Genomic DNA, 18053 nt, shown 5'->3' on the forward strand with positions numbered 1-18053 from the left:
GAGAGGCGGCTAATGCGATGACTCACGGCATGCGGACGGACACGCAGACGTCCTACCTGAACCGCGGCGGCGACTGGCGGGACACGGCCACCCGCTACGCCCTCCTTCCGCTCCGGATCTTCCTCGGGGTCACCTTCATCTACGCCGGCCTGGACAAGCTCACCGACAGCGCGTTCCTGAAGTCCGGCGGTGCCGGTTCCATCGGCGACACGATGCGCGCCGCACGCGACTCCGCAGCCATCCCCGCCCTGATCGACATGGCCCTGAAGAACCCGGTCGGCTTCGGTTACGCCATCGCCCTCGGTGAGCTGGCCGTCGGCATCGGCACCCTGCTCGGCCTGCTCGGCCGGCTGGCCGCCCTCGGCGGCGCGCTGATCTCGCTCAGCCTGTGGTTGACCGTCAGCTGGGCCACGACGCCCTACTACTACGGCAACGACCTCGCCTACCTGATGGCCTGGCTGCCCCTCGTCCTCGCCGGAGCGCCCTACCTCTCCCTGGACGCGGCCTGGCGCTCCCGCCGACGGCAACGGATGGGCGGCCACCGCTAGGCCCCGCGGCCGTTTTCGGTGCCGCGCCGTCTGCGTATGCCCTGGGTCACCGCCGCCGTGACGCCGGCCAGGACGAGGCCGCCCGCCACCAGCGGGACGGCCATGAACGGGGGCGTGTGCCACAGGCCGGCCGCGTCACCGGCGTAGACGGCGCCGACGGCGGTGAGGAAGAGACCGGCGACCAGCTTCCCGGGCTGGAACTCATGACGCAGCACGGCTGACCTCCACCTCTCCGACGCCCACCCGCAGATCGAGCCGCAGTGTCCCGGCGTCCTTGCCGCCCTTGACCGACGACAGCGTCACGGCCTTGTGCCTACCGGGCTGCACGTCCACGTCCTTCCCGTTCTCGCCGGGCAACCGGATGTCGCCCACCCCCACGTCGATACTCATCCGCACGGTCGCGTCCGCCGGCACGATCACCTTCAGCTGACCCGCTCCCACCTCGGCGTCCGTGGCCACCGTCTGCCCCTTCGCCGGGTGCACCCGGGTCAGGTCCAGCGTGCCGACACCGGTGCCGAGGCCGTACGCGGACCGCACGTCCGCCGTCGCGGTCGGCTTCCAGGACGTCTGCCTCCAGTGGGTCGTGATGTCCTTGGGCAGGGCAGTGGCCCCGGCGAGCAGCGCCGCCGTGACGATCGCGAGGAACACCGACCCGGCCCCGGTCCGCCCCAGGAAGGCGCTGAGCGTGATGCCCAGGCCGAAGACCACGAGCGCGCAGGCAAGGCCGGCCTGCAGGCTGATGCCCAGCGGGTGCGTGTCCCAGGTCAGCCCGGTGCCCACGCCCCCGGCCAGAAGGGCGAGCAGGAATATCCAGCCGCCGATCCAGCGCGGGCCGCGTGGTCTCGGGGGTGCGGTGCGCGGCGGGTGTGCCGAGCCGCTGTGGGGCCAGGGGGTGGCGATGCCGACGTCCACGGACGAGGTCAGGTCGCGGGCGTCCCCGGGGCCCCAGAGGTAGCCGGTGCCGCCGACATGGGTGCCGTCCTTGACGATCGGGTCCCGCCACCAGGACGGGTAGGTGGTGACGACCGGCGGCGCCTGGGCCTCCGGCGGGGCGTCGGCGGCGGCCTGCGCGGCGAGCGGATCGGGGTCGGCGGCACCGCGCCGCCGCGACCAGTACCCGGCGCCGGCCAGCAGCAGGGAGAGCACCACGGCGAAGGTCAGCACCCCGCCGTTCTTCAGCATGGTCAGGAAGATCCCGCAGCCGACCAGGGCGAACAGCACGGCGGCCAGCGCCTGGCCGTCGACCCGGCCGGTCAGCAGCCTGCGGACCTCGTTCTCCTCTTCCCCCTCGTACGGCACCAGCAGCCAGGCGAAGCCGTAGAAGATGAGGCCGATGCCTCCGGTCGCGGACAGCACGGCCAGGGTGATCCGGAAGATCACCGGGTCCATGTCCGTCTGCCGCCCGAGCCCGGCACACACCCCGGCGATCATCTTGTGCCGGCGGTCGCGCCGGAACTGGAGGACACCGTCGGTGGTCTCCGGCTCCCCGGCGGTGTCCTGCTCCCGCGTCGCTCCCGACCCTTTCCTCTCTTTCTTCTCTTCCCTCTCTCCTGCGGTTCCCGTCCCTCCCGTCGCGGCGGGCGCGGCATCCGGCGGTCCGGTGCCCGAGGCCGGGCGCGGGCCGGGGCCGGGTCCCGGACCCGTCGCGGCGTGCTCGTGATCCGTCATGCGTCCATGGTGACGGCCCGGCCGCCGCGACGGCAGTCGGGATGACCCTGGGCGAACCCTGAGATCGGCCCTGAGAGGCGGCGGGGAGGCGTTCGACACCGGGCCGGCGGGCCGATTCGAACGCCCGGCTCGAAGATCAGGGGAGTCTAGGGGGCCGACCCTGATGCTCCGCGCCCGCGGCCATGTGACCATCGATGGCATGCCGGAAGCCGCAGCCCTGCCCCTCGACGACCCGCGGCCGCCGCGCAAGCTCTACCGCAGCAGCGACGGCCGCTGGCTCGGCGGAGTGGCGCGGGGCCTCGCCGGGCACCTCGGGCTGCCCGTGATCTGGGTCCGGCTCGCCTTCGTCGGCCTGTTCATGGCGAACGGACTCGGAGCGCTGCTGTACGCCGCGTTCTGGTTCTTCGTGCCGCTCGGCGTCGGCGGCGTCGGCGACCAGAAGCCGCAGCCGCCGGTGGGCACCGCGACCTCGCCGGAGGGCCGCCGCAGACTGCTGGCCCGCAAGCCGGACAAGGGCCAGATCGTCGCCCTGCTCCTCATGGTCATCGTGTCCATGGTCTTCGTGGGCAGCATCAACCTGACCAGCGCGGCCAAGGCCTATCTGCTGCCCGCCGTCCTGGTCGCGGCCGGTGTCGCCCTCGTCTGGCGCCAGGCGGACAACGCCCGCCGCGCCCGCTGGGTCGAGGTCGGCAGCCGGCGCCGCACGCTCACCCTGCTGCGCGCGGGCGCCGGCGTCCTGCTGGTCACCGTCGGCGTCTCCGCCATCTTCGTCATGCAGGGCTCGGCCGCCCACCTCGGCGCGGTCCTCCAGGCCGCCCTCGTCGTCCTCGTCGGCATCACGCTGCTTGCCGGCCCCTACCTGGTCCGCATGACCCAGGACCTGTCCGAGGAACGCCTGATGCGCATCCGCGCCCAGGAGCGCGCCGAGGTCGCCGCCCACGTCCACGACTCCGTGCTGCACACCCTCACCCTGATCCAGCGCAACGCCGACAATGCGGGCGAGGTCCGGCGCCTGGCCCGCGCCCAGGAGCGGGACCTGCGCACCTGGCTGTACAAGCCGGAGGGCACCGGCAAGGACGAGGCCGACGAGCCGGACACGGTCGCCGAGGCGGTGCGGCACAACGCGGCCGATGTCGAGGACAAGCACGGCGTGCCCATCGAGGTGGTCGTGGTCGGCGACTGCCCGCTGGACGAGAGGACCTCCGCGCAGATGCAGGCCGCGCGCGAGGCGATGGTCAACGCCGCCAAGTACGGTGGCGACGGCGGTGCCGTGCAGGTCTATGCCGAAGTCGAGGGGAGGACGGTCTTCGTGTCCGTCCGTGACCGCGGCCCGGGCTTCGACCTCGACTCGATACCCGCCGACCGCATGGGCGTCAGAGAATCGATCATCGGCCGCATGGAGCGCAACGGCGGCACGGCCCGGCTGCGGGCGGTGCCGGGCGGCGGCACGGAGGTCGAGCTGGAGATGGAGAGGGCGGAGAAGACGTCATGAGCGACGCGACCGAGGCGAACGGTACGGCGGGAGCGGCGGAGCCGGCCGGGTCCGGCACCGCCGGGAAGCGGCACGTGCGCGTGGTGCTCGTCGATGACCACCGCATGTTCCGCACCGGGGTGCAGGCCGAGATCGGGCAGACCGCCGAGACCGGCGTGGAGGTGGTCGGCGAGGCCGCGGACGTCGACCAGGCGGTCACGGTCATCACCGCGACCCGGCCCGAGGTGGTCCTCCTGGACGTTCACCTGCCGGGCGGCGGCGGGGTCGAAGTGCTGCGCCGGTGCGCCGGGTTGATGGCTGACGCCGAGCAGCCGGTGCGCTTCCTCGCGCTGTCCGTGTCGGACGCGGCGGAGGACGTGATCGGTGTGATCCGCGGCGGCGCCCGCGGCTATGTCACCAAGACCATCACCGGCACCGACCTGGTCGACTCGATCTTCCGGGTCCAGGAGGGCGACGCCGTCTTCTCCCCCCGTCTGGCCGGGTTCGTCCTGGACGCCTTCGCCTCCACCGACGCCCCGCCGGTCGACGAGGACCTGGACCGCCTCACCCAGCGCGAGCGGGAGGTGCTGCGCCTGATCGCCCGGGGCTACGCCTACAAGGAGATCGCCAAGCAGCTGTTCATCTCGGTGAAGACGGTCGAGTCCCATGTCTCGGCGGTCCTGCGCAAGCTCCAGCTGTCCAACCGCCACGAGCTGACCCGCTGGGCCACGGCCCGCCGCCTGGTCTGACCCCGCCGGGCAGCCGCCCTCACGCCACCCGGGTGGCCCCCGCGAACGGCATCTGGTCGATGGGGGCCACCCGGACCGGTGCCGAGGGGTTCGGGGCGTGGATCATCTGGCCGTTGCCGATGTAGAGGCCCACGTGGCTGATGCCGGAGTAGAAGAACACCAGGTCGCCGGGCTGGAGTTCCGAGCGGGAGACCCGTCGGCCCGCGTTGATCTGGGTGTAGGTGGTGCGGGGCAGGGAGACGCCGGCGGAGCGGTAGGCGGCCTGGACCAGGCCCGAGCAGTCGAAGGCGTCCGGGCCGGTCGCGCCCCACACATAGGGGCTGCCGAGCTTCTGGTAGGCGTAGGCGATGGCCGCCGCCGCGCGGGAGTTCGGGGCGGCGGGGGAGTCCGTCGGCTCCAGGTCCGGCCGGGCGTCCGGGGCCGAGCGCGAGGCGTGCCCCGCCACGGTGCCGTCGCCGGTGACCTGCGCCAGCTGTGCCGGAGTGAGCCTAGCCAGCAGGTCGCGCGCCTGAGCCAGCTTCCCGGTGATGGTCTTCTTCTGCCGCTTCAGCTCCGCCTGCCGTGACCGCAGTGCGTTCAGCTCGGTCCGGGCGGCGCCGCGCAACTGCTCGATCTCCCGCAGCTGTTCGCGTACCCGCGCCACCGCCCCGGCCTGCCGGTCGCCGGCCCGCTCCGCGAGGGCGGCCCCGTCCAGGTACCGGTCGGGGTCGCTGGACAGCGCGAGCTGCCAGGCGGGGGCGATCCCGCCCTCGCGGTACTGCGCCGCCGCGTACGAACCCAGCGCGTTCCGGGCCGCGTTGAGCTTGTCCTGCTTCCGGGCGGTCTCGTCCCGCAGCGAGTTCAGCCGCCGCTGGGCCGTGTTCGCCTTCTCCTTGGCGCCGTTGTACTTCTCGGTGGCGGTCTCCGCCTCCTGGTACAGCTTGTCCACCCTGGACTTCACCTGCGTCGGTGTCAGCTGCGGCTCGGCGTGGCCGGTTCCGTCGAAGGCCGTGGCGGTGGCCGCGCCCGCCAGGGCGAAGGTGACGGCCGTGCGGGCCGTGGTTCCGCCGAGCGAGCGCTGTCGGGGCTTGCGGTGCGCTGCCACCTGGACCGTCACGTCCTTCCGTAGGACTCCTGCGACCGAACGAGCGGTGCGTCCGGCGACGGCCCGCACAGGGGAAGCGGGCCGCCGCCGGACCTTTCTCGGCGGTGGTGCCCGACTGCCGCCCCTGGCCCGGGCGGCGGTGGGGAGCCGGTCACCTGGGGGAGGACGCTAAACCCGAGTGTGACGGGCTGGTAACGCGGAGTGCGGAACTGACTTCGAGCGATCGAAGGGCGACCGCATATGACCGGATTGCCGGTATGGAGTCGTCGCCTTCACATAGCGTGGTGACCGATGCGCGGAATGTGGGACACACGGGAGCCATGTGCTGCTATGGGGCGCATATATGCAGGATGCACCGGTGCTCCTGGCGGGCCCGGTGACAGAGGGCTCCCGGGCCCCTGATTAGGCTCCGGGCTCATGGACGTACTCATCCATCTCTTCGTCGGTCTGCACATCATCGGCATCGCCGCGCTGCTCGGCGGTTTCCTCACCCAGATGAAGGCGATGGGCCAGGGCACGGCCCGCTTCGTCCCCGGGATGCTGCACGGCGCGTTCACCATGCTGGTCACCGGTGTGGCCCTGGTCGGCCTCAACCAGGCCCAAGGCGCTCACCTCAACACCGTCAAGATCGGCGTGAAGCTCGCCCTGCTGATCGTGATCCTCGGGCTGGTCTACGTGAAGCGCGACGAGGAGAAGGTGGACAAGAGCCTCTTCGGGCTGGTCGGCCTGCTGACCACGGCGAACATCTTCATCGCCGTGCTGTGGACGTGACGCTCAGCGCCGTCCGCTGATCCCGGCGCGGGCCGCGAGGGCCGCGCCGGCCGCGACCGCGACCCAGGCCGCCACCGCCACCCACACCAGCACCCGCCCCGGCCCCTTCAGCCACCCGATGCCCACGGCGGCCGCCACCGACAGCGTGGCCGCCCCGGTCATCCCCATGGGGAACACCGTCGCCCAGCGCCGCATGTCGTAGCGCAGCCGCGGCCGGGCCACCTCGGCGGCCAGCAGGACCACGTACCAGGTCAGGTCCAGGAAGACCAGCGCCACCGTCACGTTCCGCAGCACGCCCCGGTCGTCGTCGTTCCACAGGTACAGCCGCGGACTGTCGGCAGAGAGCAGCTTCGCCCCGGCCAGCCCCGAGATGGCGAGCGCCCCGCCCGCGATCCAGTGGTCCCCGGCCCCCTCGAGGATCTGCCGCGGATCGAAGCGCGGCAGGGCGAGGCCGTAGAGCACCAGGCCCAGCCAGAACAGCACCAGCGCGGCGTGCGCGAGCCAGGCCGTCGTCTCGGCCGCGGCCGGCGTGGCCGCCAGCACCGCAAGCCCCTGTGTGGCGACACAACACAGGAACACCGCTCCCGGCATGTGCCGCTCCCAGTGCTGTATGACCAGGTACAGCAGCACCGGCCAGAGCACCACGGCCAGCGCCAGCGCCGCCTCGGCCGGCGTCTGCCGGCCGAGCGCCGAGAACCGGGTGCCGAGCACGGCCGTGGCGGCGACGGCGGTGAGTGAGCCCGGGCTGTGCGCCTCGGCCACCCAGCGCTCCCGCTGCGCCACCAGCCGTACGAGGAAGTCGGCGGCCAGCGCCACCCAGGCGACGCAGGCCAGCCACAGGAAGACCCGGGACACCGTCTCGGGGCCCGTCAGATGCAGGCCCACCGAGACGATGCCGGTCGCCATGACGGCGGCACCCGCTGCCGGCGGACGCCCCGCCCACCACGTACGCAGAGCTGAGATGCCGGGCATGGGCCCGATGCTAGGCAGCCGCGCGGGCGGGGCGCGGAGGCCACGCGCGCGCGTGGCGCTCGGAACTTCGAATAAGGGGACGGTCGGGCTGGACGAAGGGGGTGGTGGTCAGGCGGGTCGGACAAAGCTGTGGATGATCGATTCGCCGCCGTAGTAGATCGACTCCTCGCGGACGTACGCGCCCGGCTTGGGGGCGTGGATCATCATGCCGTTGCCTATGTAGATGCCGACGTGGCTGATGTCGTCGTAGAAGAAGATCAGGTCGCCGGGCTGCGCATTGGCCAGGGAGACCGTGGTGCCGGCGTTCACCTGGTCGTAGGTGGTGCGCGGGAGCGAGACGCCGGCGGCCTTCCAGGCGGCCTGGGTGAGGCCCGAGCAGTCGTACGAGCCGGGTCCGGTGGCGCCCCACACGTAGGGCTTCCCGATCTGGGCGCGGGCGAAGGCGATCGCCTTCTCGGCCTTGGTGGCGTACGTCCCGGAGGACGTCGACGAGCCGCCGGAGGTCGACGAGCCGCTGGACGTGGACGAGCCGCTGGACGTGGACGAACCGCTCGCCTGCGCCTGGGCCTCCTCCTTGGCCTTGGCCGCTGCCGCCTGCTGCTTGGCCAGCTCCGCGGCCTTGCGCGCGGCCTCCTCCTGCTTCTGCCGCTCGATCGCCGCCAGCCGGGCCTTCTCCTCGGCCGTCAGCTGGGACAGCAGCTCGCGCGCGGAGGCGAGCTTCTTCTGGACGGTGGCCTTGGCGGTCTGCAGTTCGTTCTGCGACTCGGACAGCGTCTGGAGGCTCTTGGCGGCCTCCTGCCGCTTCTTCATGGTCGCGGCCTGCTCGGTGACGTAGTCGTCGACGGCGCTCTTCTGCCGCGAGGTCAGCCGGTTCATCAGCTGGCTCTCGTCGAAGTAGTCCTGGGGACTGTCCGCGAGCAGGAAGGTGGCGGTGTCGGTCGAGGCGGTCCCGGTCCGGTACTGGGCGGCGGCGAACGTGCCCAGCTCCTCGCGGGCCTTGTTCATCCGGGCGGTCCGCCGGGCGACCTCGTCGCGCAGGCTGTCGATGTGGGTGCGCTGCTTGCCGGTCTGCTCCTTGGCGGCGTTGTACTTCTCGGTCGCCGACTCCGCCTGGCGGTAGAGGTCGTCGACCTTCTTCTCGACCTCCTCCAGGCTCGGCTTTCCATCGGCCGCGGGAGCGGCGTCGGCCGTCTGGGACAGCACGGCCACGGAGGTGAGGGCGGCGGTGGCGAGGACCGGGGTGCGGAAACCTGCTCCGAGTGTGCCCGCGGGGCGCGACTTGCGGTGCGACGCCAAGGGAGGCGACTCCTTCCATGTGCCGCCTACCGGGTTAGCTGTCGGGTTCGGGCGGGTGGTCGGAAGGTTTGCCCTACGGCCCTCGTCCCGGGACGGGACGTGTGCCGATTCACCCCAGGTTCGGTGGGTCCCCGGCTCCGGGCACCGTGCGGGGGCGCGCCGGACTCGGCGGAGGCCGCGCGGATCGGCGACGTTCGCCGGAAGGGGGCGTGCGGCCCGCCCCGCAACCTAGCCAACTGGTGTGTCTCGTGTGAAGGTTGGTGCACGATATGTCCGATACATTTTCGTGACCTGGGTGTGGGATCGCTCCCGTGTCACGGGGTGATTCCGCTGTGTGAGGGGCTGTTCGACCGTCCTGGGGCGCGAAGGACCCGCCTTTTCCGAACCGGCCATGTTCCCGGGACGGCAGTCGGTTGTCGGTGCGGCGCCCTAGACTCGGAGAGCGATGAGCAGCCTCTTTGACGACAGCTTCCTGGCGGACCTCCAGGCCCCTCGCGGGCGCGAGGAGGAGCCCCCGCCGCCGCCCGAGGACGATCACGCTCCGGAGCCGCTTCCGGACGATCTGTTCGGCGGGAAGTTCGATGTGCCGCCGGACCGGGACGCGTACTACCGCGACGGCGCACCTCGCCCCGCGCTCGACGCGGCGGCGCTCCTGGAGGGGCTGAACGAGAACCAGCGCGCCGCGGTCGTCCACGCCGGCTCCCCGCTGCTCATCGTCGCCGGCGCAGGCTCCGGCAAGACCCGTGTGCTCACCCACCGCATCGCCCACCTGCTCGCCGAGCGGAACGTGCACCCGGGCCAGATCCTCGCGATCACCTTCACCAACAAGGCCGCGGGCGAGATGAAGGAGCGCGTCGAGCAGCTCGTCGGCCCGCGCGCGAACGCGATGTGGGTCATGACCTTCCACAGCGCGTGCGTACGGATCCTGCGGCGCGAGTCGAAGAAGCTCGGCTTCACGTCGAGCTTCTCCATCTACGACGCCGCCGACAGCAAGCGCCTGATGGCCCTGGTCTGCCGCGATCTGGACCTCGACCCCAAGCGCTTCCCGCCCAAGTCCTTCAGCGCCAAGATCAGCAACCTCAAGAACGAGCTGATCGACGAGGAGGACTTCGCCGCCCAGGCCGCCGACGGCTTCGAGAAGACCCTCGCCCAGGCCTACGCGCTCTACCAGTCGCGGCTGCGCGAGGCCAACGCGCTCGACTTCGACGACCTGATCATGACGACGGTCAACCTGCTGCGCGCCTTCCCGGACGTCGCCGAGCACTACCGCCGCCGCTTCCGGCACGTCCTGGTCGACGAGTACCAGGACACCAACCACGCCCAGTACGCGCTGGTGCGCGAGCTGGTCGGCACCGGCGAGCATGCCCCCGAGGACGTCGACACCCCGCCGAACGAGTACGACCTCCCGCCCGCCGAACTCTGCGTCGTGGGTGACGCGGACCAGTCGATCTACGCCTTCCGGGGCGCGACCATCCGCAACATCCTCCAGTTCGAGGAGGACTACCCGAACGCGACGACGATCCTGCTGGAGCAGAACTACCGCTCCACGCAGACCATCCTGTCCGCCGCCAACGCGGTCATCGAGCGCAACGAGTCCCGCCGCCCGAAGAACCTGTGGACCAACGCCGGCCAGGGCGCCCGGATCACCGGCTACGTCGCCGACACCGAGCACGACGAGGCCCAGTTCGTCGCCGACGAGATAGACCGCCTCACGGACGCGGGCGAGGCGAAGTCCGGTGACGTCGCCGTCTTCTACCGCACCAACGCCCAGTCCCGTGTCTTCGAAGAGGTCTTCATCCGCGTCGGCCTGCCCTACAAGGTCGTCGGCGGCGTCCGCTTCTACGAGCGCAAGGAGGTCCGGGACGTCCTGGCCTACCTGCGCGTCCTCGCCAACCCCGAGGACTCGGTGCCGCTGCGCCGCATCCTCAACGTCCCCAAGCGGGGCATCGGCGAGCGCGCCGAGGCGATGATCGACGCCCTCTCCCAGCGCGAGAAGATCAGCTTCCCGCAGGCCCTGAAGCGCGTGGACGAGGCGTACGGCATGGCCGCGCGGTCCACCAACGCGGTCAAGCGGTTCAACACGCTGATGGAGGACCTGCGCACGATCGTGGAGTCCGGCGCGGGACCGGCGACCGTCCTGGAGGCGGTGCTCGAACGCACCGGCTACCTGGCCGAGTTGCAGGCCTCGACCGACCCGCAGGACGAGACCCGCATCGAGAACCTCCAGGAACTCGCGGCCGTGGCCCTGGAGTTCGAGCAGGAGCGCGGCGAGGGCGAGTCGGTGGCGCTGTCCGACTTCCTGGAGCAGGTCGCGCTGGTCGCCGACTCCGACCAGATCCCCGACGAGGACGAGGAAGGCTCCGGCGTCATCACCCTGATGACCCTGCACACCGCCAAGGGCCTGGAGTTCCCGGTCGTCTTCCTGACCGGCATGGAGGACGGCGTCTTCCCGCACATGCGCGCCCTCGGCCAGACCAAGGAGCTGGAGGAGGAGCGGCGGCTGGCGTACGTCGGCATCACACGCGCGCGGGAGCGGCTCTACCTCACCCGGTCCACGCTGCGCAGCGCCTGGGGCCAGCCGTCGTACAACCCGCCCTCCCGCTTCCTGGAGGAGATCCCGGCCACCCATGTGGAGTGGAAGCGGACGGGAGCCGCCGCCCCGGTGTCCTCCGGGCCGGCCTCCGGGATCGCGGCCTCGCTGTCCTCGTCCCGCTCCCGCTCGTCGGCGGCGGGCGCGTCCGGGTTCGCCACCCGGCGGGCCTCCGAGAAGCCGGTCGTGTCCCTGGCCGTCGGCGACCGGGTCACCCACGACCAGTTCGGGCTCGGCACGGTCGTCGCGGTGTCGGGCGTGGAGGACAAGGCCCAGGCGACGATCGACTTCGGGGACGGGAAGCCGAAGCGGCTGCTGCTGCGGTACGCGCCGGTGGAGAAGCTGTAGGGAGACGAGTGAGCCCCGCCGGATCGGCGGGGCTCGGTTCGTCAAAGGCTCAGGTCGGGTCCAGGCCGTGGCTGCGCAGCCACGGCAGGGGGTCTATGGCCGCCCCGCCCGCCGGCCGTACCTCGAAGTGCAGGTGCGGGCCGGTGGAGTTGCCCGAGTTGCCGGAGTAGGCGATCGCGTCTCCGGCCTTGACGGTCGTACCGGAGGCGACGCGGTAGCTGGAGAGGTGGCAGTACCAGGTCTCCGTGCCGTCCTTCGCCGTCACGATCATCATGTTGCCGTAGGCGCTGTTCCACTTCGTGGAGACGACGCCGTCGGTGGCGGACATGACCGTGGTGCCGTACGAGACCGGGAAGTCGATGCCCGTGTGCACGGACATCCAGTTCACGCCGGCCTGGCCGAAGTAGGCGCTGAGCCCGTGCTGCGAGACCGGCAGCGCGAACTTGGGACGCAGCCGCTCCTTGAGCGCGGCCTCCGCGGCCGCCTTCTTCTGCTGCAGTTCCTGCTGCGCCTTGAGGTCGATGCGCTCCTGCGTCCGGCTGGCCCGGTCGGCGAAGTCGTCGGCGCCGGCGGAGAGGGTCCGCAGCTGGGAGTCCAGCTTGCTGTTGGCGACGGACGGCTTCACCGCGTGCGCGTCCGAGGCGGTGGCGGTGGTGTCCTTGTTGCCGTCGGTCAGGCTGCCGACGGAGGCGGCGGCGATCCCGGCGACGCCCATCACACAGACCGAGGGCACGGCGACGGTCAGCAGCGCGGAGCGTTTGGGGGGCGTACGGCGCCGGGAACGCGCCGCACTGCGGGAGCCCGCGCGGGTCGCCGGGGCCGGGGTGCCCTCTTCCTGGTCGTCGAGCAGGGACGGTACGGCGGGCAGCTCGCCCGTGTCGCCGAACTCGCCGTCCTCGGAGGGCATTTCGGTGAACTCGCCGACGTGCTCGAACGTGGTGGTGGCCTGCTGGTCGAACGGTTCGCCGACCTGCTCGAAGGTGGCCGTGGCCTGGTGGTCGAATGGTTCGCCGACCTGCTCGAAGGTGGCCGTGGCCTGGTGGTCGAATGGTTCGGCAAGCTGCTCGTGCGGCGCGGCCGCGCCGTCGGAGTTCCACTGGGTGGCGTCGTACGTGCCCGTCTCGAACGACTGCGTGCCCCACTCCCACTGCTGGGTGGGGTCGGCGGCGGCGGACTGGTCGGGCTGGAGCCAGGCGCTCGCGTCCCACTGGCCGCTGATGTCGTTCCCGGTGGGCTGTGCGGGGACCGACCAGGCGGTGTTGTCGTACACGCCCGAGTCGTAGGCGGCGTGATGCTGGGCCGCGTACGGGTCGTAGTTCAGGGTCTGGCCGGTGCCGGTCTGCCACTGCGTGGTGCCGTACGTGCCGGTGTGCTGCTCGTTGCCCGGGAGGCCGCCGAAGAGCGGGTCGGTGGCGAAGGATCCGGTGCCGGTGGTGCAGCCCGCAAAACCTGTGGCGTCGTAGCCGCCGTACGTGGTGAGGTCGTCGTACTGGGCTTCCTGAACCCCGTAGTACTGCGCGTACTGCGCGGTGGAGGCGTCGGAAGCCGGGGCCGGGGTGGTCATGGTCCCCGACGGGTGACGATCGTTCACCAACTTCTCTTTCGCCTCGACAACAGGGGCTGCCAGAGCAGTGCGGCGACTGTACCCGGCGGTACGCGGGCGCGACAATCTTCGGCCGGTTTCACGTGGGCCGGAAACGGGCAATCAGCCGTGTTTTGGCGGACGACGGACACGAGTTTGGCCTTGTGTTCGAAGAGTGTTCGATGTCAGATGGCCGTGCGTCATCTGTGGACCGGCTGTGCCGCGCCCATGCCGTCGCCCCGACCGCCCGTCGGCCGCCGCCCTCAGGCCACCGTCACGCCGTCGCTGAGCGGTTCCTCGGGCAGGGTGTTGTCGAGCGCGTCGCGTATTCCGGCCGCCACCGCGGGGTGCACCGGCAGCGCGAGGTGGCCGATCCCGGTCACCCGGACGTTCAGGGCGTCCAGGTCGGGGTGGTCGATGCAGGCCGTCTCCGGCGGGTCCATCACGGAGTCGAGGTCGCTCCAGAAGCTGACGAACCGCGTCCGGCAGCCCGGCGCGGGCCGGGTCAGCTCCTCGATCACCTCCGAGCCGGGCCGCATCTGCCGCACGATCGGATGGGCGCTGGCCAGCGGTACGGCGCGGGTGCCGGAGTGCGGGGTGCCCAGCGTGACCAGGGTGCGCACCCGCAGGTCACCGCCCAGGCGCTGTACGTAATAACGGGCGATCAACCCGCCGAGGCTGTGCCCCACGATGTCGACCTGGCCGTTTCCGGTGCGCTCGCAGATCTCCTCGACGTGCCGCCCCAGCAGTTCGGCAGCGGTGCGAATGTCGCAGGTCAGCGGGGAGTAGTTGAGCGATTCGACGCGCTGCCTGCCGTTCCGGGCGAGATTGCGGCGCAGCAGGACGAAGACCGAGCGGTTGTCGATGAAGCCGTGCAGCAGGACGACCGGGGGTCCGGCCCGGTCGGGCAGCCGGGTGGCACCGTCCCCGGCGGGGAGCGCGGGGGAGCGGCGCTCCTGGGTGAGGCCGGTCGGATACAGCAGCAGGTGGCCGGCCAGGATCGCGGCCTCGAGCGCGGTCGCCTTGAGGAGGGCCATGGACAGTTCGACCAGTCTGCCGGGCCACAGGCGCCGGTAGAGCGGGAGGAAGAGTGGCAGTACCCCGGTGACCTTCATGGGCCGACCTCCTGTCGGCACACGGAGAGACGGCTCGATCCCCCGTGCGCCCTCATGTCCCACCGTGTGATTTCCCCCTCGCTGCGCACCGTAAAACCGCCGGTTGCGGGATGCTGGAGATAACGTTCGTTCACTTCCCGACGGGTGGCGGAACGTGCCAGATATGCGGTACTTGTCGGTACGGACGGAAGCGGCCGCTTCCGTGGTCGCTTGATGGAGGCAGTGATGGGTGTGGCAGCCGGTCCGATCCGCGTGGTGGTCGCCAAGCCGGGGCTCGACGGCCACGATCGTGGGGCCAAGGTCATCGCGCGGGCGCTGCGCGACGCCGGTATGGAGGTCATCTACACCGGGCTTCACCAGACGCCGGAACAGATCGTCGACACCGCCATCCAGGAGGACGCCGACGCGATCGGCCTGTCCATCCTCTCGGGCGCTCACAACACCCTCTTCGCCGCCGTCATCGACCTCCTCAAGGAGCGCGACGCCGCGGACATCCTCGTCTTCGGCGGCGGCATCGTCCCGGAGGAGGACATTCCGCCGCTGAAGGAGAAAGGGGTCGCGGCGATCTTCACGCCCGGCGCGACCACCACGGCGATCGTGGAGTGGGTCCGGGAGAACGTGCGTGTGCCTCCGGCGGTTGGGCCGACGGTGCGCTGAGTTGTTGTTGCGGTCGCTGGGGGCTGCCGCCCCCAGACCCCCGCTTCGGCCTGAACGGCCTCGTCCTCAAGCGCCGGACGGGCTGGATTTCGCGGCGGCTCGTCCTCAAGTGCCGGAAGTTTCGCTCAACTCCGCGGCCATCGCCGCCCGCAACCGCAGCGTGCTCACCAGCCGTTGGAACGCCTCCGCCCAGTAACCCCCGGCGCCGGGCGAGGCGTCCTCGCGCTCGTCGGGTATCGCCAGCAGGCCGTCCAGGCGGGCGGCCTCGGCCGGGTCCAGGCAGCGCTCGGCCAGTCCCATCACCCCGCTGAAGCTCCAGGGGTAACTGCCCGCGTCCCGGGCGATATTGAGGGCGTCCACCACGGCCCGGCCGAGCAGGGCGCCCCAGGGGATGTCGCACACCCCGAGCAGCTGGAACGCCTCGGACAGGCCGTGGGTCGCGATGAATCCCGCCACCCACTCGGCCCGCTCCCCGTCCTCCATCGTGGCCAGCAGCTTCGCCCGCTCCGCCAGGGACACCGCCCCGGGCCCGCCGGCCTCCGGCGCCGATGGCACCCCGAGCAGCGCCCTCGACCACGCGGCGTCCCGCTGCCGCACCGCCGCCCGGCACCAGGCCGCGTGCAGTTCGCCCTGCCAGCCGTCGGCCACCGGCAGCGCCACGATCTGCTCCGGGGTACGTCCGCCCAGCCGGCCCGGCCAGGTGCCGAGCGGCGCCGCCTCCACCAACTGGCCCAGCCACCACGACCGTTCACCTCGGCCTGTCGGGGGCTTGGCCGCCACGCCGTCCCGCTCCATGTCCGGGTCGCATTCGAGGGGTGCCTCCACGACGATCGTGGGCCTGTTCCCCATGTGGTCGACGGCCACGCAGGCGGTGGCCCGCACCGCCATCCGCCCGGCGAGCGCCGAGCCCGGCAGCGCGGACAGCAGCTCCGCCGCAGTCGCCCGGACGTTGCGGCTGCGATCGCCCAGGGCCTGCTCGAGGAACGGCTCGTCCTCGGCGGACAGGCCCGTGCGCAGCGCGTCGAGGAACATCAGCCGGTCCTCGGCCCGCTCCGTCGCCCAGGTCGTGGTCAGCAGCTCCCGGGCGGGGCCGGGCGTGCGGGCGCGCAGGGCGGACAGCAGGGCGACCCGCTCGGCGAACAGGCCCTCCTGCCACAGCCGTTGCACCGCCTCGTCGTCCTCGGGGTCGGGCAGCGTCGCTCCGCCGCCCGGTGCCGAGCGCAGGGCGAACCGCCAGTCCGGGTTCAGCCGGGCCAGCCACAGCGCCCGCGGCCCAGCGAACGCCAGCGCCGCCGGCCGCAGATCCGTGCGGCCCCGGGCGGCGTCCAGCAGTGCGGGCAGCGCCTGCGGGGGCGCCGCGTACCCGTGGGCGTTGGCCGCCGCGAGCCACTGCGGGAGCAGCTCCATGAGGTCCGGTGCGCTGCCCCGCCTGCCACCGCCCTGGCCGCCGGAGCGGTCGGCCAGCAGCAGCGCGAGCCTGCGCGCGGCGGCGGCCGGCAGCGCCGGACGCGGATCCTCGGGAGCGGGCTCCGGCCGCGGCGCGGCCGGTCCGGGCCGCAGCCCCGCCCGCCGGCGCAGGGTGGCCACGGCGGCGGCGTCCAGCAGGGCCACGGGCGCTTCCCGCCCGGGCACGGCCGGCGCCGCAGGGCGCCGGTCGGTGCCGAGGAGAGCGGTGGTGACGAGGTCCTCCCAGGAGGGTGGGGTCAGGGCCTGGCCGGCCGTCGCGGCCGGGGTTGCGTGCATCACGATCCCTTCTCTTCGTGTCCCTCGGTGGTCGGGCAGGTCAGCACAGCGTCACCGGGGCGCCCGGGCCCTCGGGCCAGGCCGTCAGCGGGGTGAAGCCGCGATGGCCGCACTCGCCGAAGACCTTGACGGGGGCGCCGCCGGAGAGGGCGACCAGGCGCCACAGGCCCGGGCGGGAGCGGGCGGACGGGGTGAGCGGGAGCGCCGAGTCCCCTTCGGCGTCGGCCAGTTGCCAGGAGCCCGGCTGGGTGTCCGGCGTCGGTATGACGCGGTCCAGCGTGACCGGGACCGACTCCAGCCAGGGGTCCTCGCACAGGGCGTCGCCGTAGCGGGCCGCCGCCTGGGCCGTGCTCACGCCCGGCGGGCGCAGGGCGACGGGCGCGGGCGGGGCGTGCTGCTCGCCCAGGGCCGCCCGCAGCTGTCCGGCGCCGGGGAACACGGACAGGTCGGCCTCCAGCGCCAGACCGACCGGCAGTGACAGTTCCGGCGCCCGTCCGGCCGCGCCGTAGGAGAGGAGCAGCCGGGTGTGGCCCGACTCGGCGCCGTGGAGCCATATCCGGCGCGTCGTCAGTTTCGGGTCGACCGTGTCGTACTGGGCGAGGACCAGCCAGCGGTCGCGCACCGGCGGGCCGTCCGCCGAAGCGGGCAGGCCGAGCCGGGAGCGGACCGTGTCCGCGAGGGCGTCCGGCAGCCGGACGCGGCCCAGCCAGCCCTGGTCGAGGAGATGCAGCAGAGCGCACTCCTCCAGCAGGCGCGCCGGCCAGCCCGGACCGGAGGCGGGCACCGCCCCCAACTCCCGCACTCGGGACGCCAGTCCGGGGGCCTGCGCGTCGACCATGCGGGCCGCCGTCTCGTCCCACATCCCGTATCCCGCCTGTTCGGCCGAGGCCAGGCCGCCGCGCAGCAGGTCCGCGAGGCGCTGCTCCAGCTCCGTCGCGCCCGCCGTGACCCGCTCGGCCCGGCGCTCCGCCCGGCGCCGCACCGCCTCCGGGTCAGTGGACCCGGTCGCGGAACTCCCGCCGCTCTCCGTCCGTTTGCTCTCCGCGCGCTTACGTCTGCCCGAGAGCCACTGCTCGGCCCACTCCGGCGGCTCGGCCACCGCCGGCACCGCGCCGTCCCCCTCCGCCCACAGCAGCAGCAGCCCGAGCGCGTGCTTGCACGGGAACTTCCGGCTCGGGCAACTGCACTTGTACGCGGGCCCGGCGACGTCCGCCAGGTCCACCACCGTCTGGTACGGCCTGCTGCCACTGCCCTTGCACAGCCCCCACACCGTCCCCTCTCCGCTGCCCGACTCGGACCACGGTCCGGCCGTGCCCAGCTTGCTTCCCGCCTTGCGTGACGCGGCGTCAGGCGCCAGCGCCAGCACCTGCTCCGCGGTCCAGCGCACCCCCTGCTCAGTCATGCCACCGACCGTAGATCCCGCCACTGACAATCGGCCCTGCGAGCGCGTTTGCGCAGG

General features: G+C 72.3%; 15 protein-coding genes and 1 riboswitch. Of the genes, 6 read left to right on the plus strand and 9 right to left on the minus strand.

Features of this window, described 5'->3' with window-relative positions; genetic code table 11:
* Positions 1 to 29: 29 nt before the first annotated feature.
* Positions 30 to 548 (plus strand): DoxX family membrane protein, encoded by a 519-nt coding sequence (locus ACFY3C_RS22360; protein ID WP_390771967.1) that lies wholly within the window; start codon positions 30 to 32, stop codon positions 546 to 548.
* Here the strand turns inward: ACFY3C_RS22360 and ACFY3C_RS22365 are convergent.
* Positions 545 to 763 (minus strand): hypothetical protein, encoded by a 219-nt coding sequence (locus tag ACFY3C_RS22365; RefSeq protein WP_390771968.1) that lies wholly within the window; start codon positions 761 to 763, stop codon positions 545 to 547. The two genes, ACFY3C_RS22360 and ACFY3C_RS22365, sit on opposite strands and share 4 nt — an antisense overlap.
* Positions 750 to 2216 carry a PspC domain-containing protein gene (locus ACFY3C_RS22370; protein WP_390771969.1) on the minus strand — a complete coding sequence of 489 codons (1467 nt, stop codon included), beginning with the start codon at positions 2214 to 2216 and terminating at the stop codon, positions 750 to 752. Before ACFY3C_RS22370 ends, ACFY3C_RS22365 begins: the two co-directional genes overlap by 14 nt.
* A gap of 199 nt (positions 2217 to 2415) precedes the next feature.
* On the opposite strand from ACFY3C_RS22370, the gene ACFY3C_RS22375 reads away from it, so the two are divergent.
* Positions 2416 to 3708, plus strand: a complete 1293-nt coding sequence (locus tag ACFY3C_RS22375; protein ID WP_390771970.1) for a PspC domain-containing protein — start codon at positions 2416 to 2418, stop codon at positions 3706 to 3708.
* Entirely contained in the window at positions 3705 to 4436 is a 732-nt protein-coding gene (locus ACFY3C_RS22380; RefSeq protein ID WP_386578382.1) for a LuxR C-terminal-related transcriptional regulator, read from the plus strand. The genes ACFY3C_RS22375 and ACFY3C_RS22380 overlap by 4 nt, the downstream gene beginning before the upstream one ends.
* A gap of 19 nt (positions 4437 to 4455) precedes the next feature.
* On the opposite strand, the gene ACFY3C_RS22385 is transcribed toward ACFY3C_RS22380, so the two are convergent.
* Positions 4456 to 5520, minus strand: a complete 1065-nt coding sequence (locus ACFY3C_RS22385; protein WP_390771997.1) for an NlpC/P60 family protein — start codon at positions 5518 to 5520, stop codon at positions 4456 to 4458.
* A gap of 417 nt (positions 5521 to 5937) precedes the next feature.
* Here ACFY3C_RS22385 and ACFY3C_RS22390 point away from each other — a divergent pair, with 417 nt between their 5' ends.
* Positions 5938 to 6291 carry a hypothetical protein gene (locus ACFY3C_RS22390; protein WP_390771971.1) on the plus strand — a complete coding sequence of 118 codons (354 nt, stop codon included), beginning with the start codon at positions 5938 to 5940 and terminating at the stop codon, positions 6289 to 6291.
* Between the two features lie 3 nt (positions 6292 to 6294).
* Here ACFY3C_RS22390 and ACFY3C_RS22395 read toward each other — a convergent pair whose 3' ends face one another.
* Positions 6295 to 7263: a tellurite resistance/C4-dicarboxylate transporter family protein gene (locus ACFY3C_RS22395; RefSeq protein WP_390771972.1), complete on the minus strand. Its 969-nt coding sequence runs from the start codon at positions 7261 to 7263 to the stop codon at positions 6295 to 6297.
* A 108-nt stretch (positions 7264 to 7371) separates the two neighbouring features.
* Positions 7372 to 8559, minus strand: a complete 1188-nt coding sequence (locus ACFY3C_RS22400; RefSeq protein ID WP_390771973.1) for an NlpC/P60 family protein — start codon at positions 8557 to 8559, stop codon at positions 7372 to 7374.
* Between the two features lie 8 nt (positions 8560 to 8567).
* A riboswitch (cyclic di-AMP (ydaO/yuaA leader) is annotated at positions 8568 to 8740 on the minus strand.
* Between the two features lie 264 nt (positions 8741 to 9004).
* Here ACFY3C_RS22400 and pcrA point away from each other — a divergent pair.
* Entirely contained in the window at positions 9005 to 11497 is a 2493-nt protein-coding gene (gene pcrA, locus ACFY3C_RS22405; protein ID WP_390771974.1) for a DNA helicase PcrA, read from the plus strand.
* A 49-nt stretch (positions 11498 to 11546) separates the two neighbouring features.
* Here the strand turns inward: pcrA and ACFY3C_RS22410 are convergent, their stop codons facing one another.
* Both ACFY3C_RS22410 and ACFY3C_RS22415 read right to left on the minus strand, forming a co-directional pair.
* Positions 11547 to 13088, minus strand: coding sequence for a peptidoglycan DD-metalloendopeptidase family protein (locus ACFY3C_RS22410; RefSeq protein WP_390771975.1), 1542 nt, complete (start codon positions 13086 to 13088; stop codon positions 11547 to 11549).
* A gap of 254 nt (positions 13089 to 13342) precedes the next feature.
* Positions 13343 to 14194, minus strand: a complete 852-nt coding sequence (locus ACFY3C_RS22415; protein WP_390771976.1) for an esterase/lipase family protein — start codon at positions 14192 to 14194, stop codon at positions 13343 to 13345.
* A 225-nt stretch (positions 14195 to 14419) separates the two neighbouring features.
* Between ACFY3C_RS22415 and ACFY3C_RS22420 the strand changes: the two genes are divergently transcribed.
* Positions 14420 to 14851, plus strand: a complete 432-nt coding sequence (locus ACFY3C_RS22420; protein ID WP_386578389.1) for a cobalamin B12-binding domain-containing protein — start codon at positions 14420 to 14422, stop codon at positions 14849 to 14851.
* A gap of 105 nt (positions 14852 to 14956) precedes the next feature.
* Here ACFY3C_RS22420 and ACFY3C_RS22425 read toward each other — a convergent pair whose 3' ends face one another.
* Both ACFY3C_RS22425 and ACFY3C_RS22430 read right to left on the minus strand, forming a co-directional pair.
* The gene (locus tag ACFY3C_RS22425; RefSeq protein WP_390771998.1) at positions 14957 to 16594 is read right to left on the minus strand and encodes a DUF5691 domain-containing protein; all 1638 of its coding nucleotides are present in this window, start codon (positions 16592 to 16594) and stop codon (positions 14957 to 14959) included.
* 40 nt (positions 16595 to 16634) lie between these two features.
* Positions 16635 to 17996 carry an SWIM zinc finger domain-containing protein gene (locus tag ACFY3C_RS22430; RefSeq protein WP_390771977.1) on the minus strand — a complete coding sequence of 454 codons (1362 nt, stop codon included), beginning with the start codon at positions 17994 to 17996 and terminating at the stop codon, positions 16635 to 16637.
* Positions 17997 to 18053: the final 57 nt, after the last annotated feature.

It is taken from the genome of Streptomyces sp. NPDC001410 (assembly GCF_042895235.1).
Classification (GTDB): Bacteria; Actinomycetota; Actinomycetes; order Streptomycetales; family Streptomycetaceae; genus Streptomyces.

Excerpts from the sequence above, each read along its gene's own strand:
- ACFY3C_RS22415 (WP_390771976.1), bottom strand. The coding sequence starts at position 14,194 with ATGAAGGTCACCGGGGTACTGCCACTCTTCCTCCCGCTCTACCGGCGC.
- ACFY3C_RS22420 (WP_386578389.1), top strand. The coding sequence starts at position 14,420 with ATGGGTGTGGCAGCCGGTCCGATCCGCGTGGTGGTCGCCAAGCCGGGG.
- pcrA (WP_390771974.1), top strand. The coding sequence starts at position 9,005 with ATGAGCAGCCTCTTTGACGACAGCTTCCTGGCGGACCTCCAGGCCCCT.
- ACFY3C_RS22395 (WP_390771972.1), bottom strand. The coding sequence starts at position 7,263 with ATGCCCGGCATCTCAGCTCTGCGTACGTGGTGGGCGGGGCGTCCGCCG.
- ACFY3C_RS22375 (WP_390771970.1), top strand. The coding sequence starts at position 2,416 with ATGCCGGAAGCCGCAGCCCTGCCCCTCGACGACCCGCGGCCGCCGCGC.
- ACFY3C_RS22360 (WP_390771967.1), top strand. The coding sequence starts at position 30 with ATGCGGACGGACACGCAGACGTCCTACCTGAACCGCGGCGGCGACTGG.
- ACFY3C_RS22370 (WP_390771969.1), bottom strand. The coding sequence starts at position 2,216 with ATGACGGATCACGAGCACGCCGCGACGGGTCCGGGACCCGGCCCCGGC.
- ACFY3C_RS22380 (WP_386578382.1), top strand. The coding sequence starts at position 3,705 with ATGAGCGACGCGACCGAGGCGAACGGTACGGCGGGAGCGGCGGAGCCG.
- ACFY3C_RS22425 (WP_390771998.1), bottom strand. The coding sequence starts at position 16,594 with ATGCACGCAACCCCGGCCGCGACGGCCGGCCAGGCCCTGACCCCACCC.
- ACFY3C_RS22430 (WP_390771977.1), bottom strand. The coding sequence starts at position 17,996 with ATGACTGAGCAGGGGGTGCGCTGGACCGCGGAGCAGGTGCTGGCGCTG.
- ACFY3C_RS22390 (WP_390771971.1), top strand. The coding sequence starts at position 5,938 with ATGGACGTACTCATCCATCTCTTCGTCGGTCTGCACATCATCGGCATC.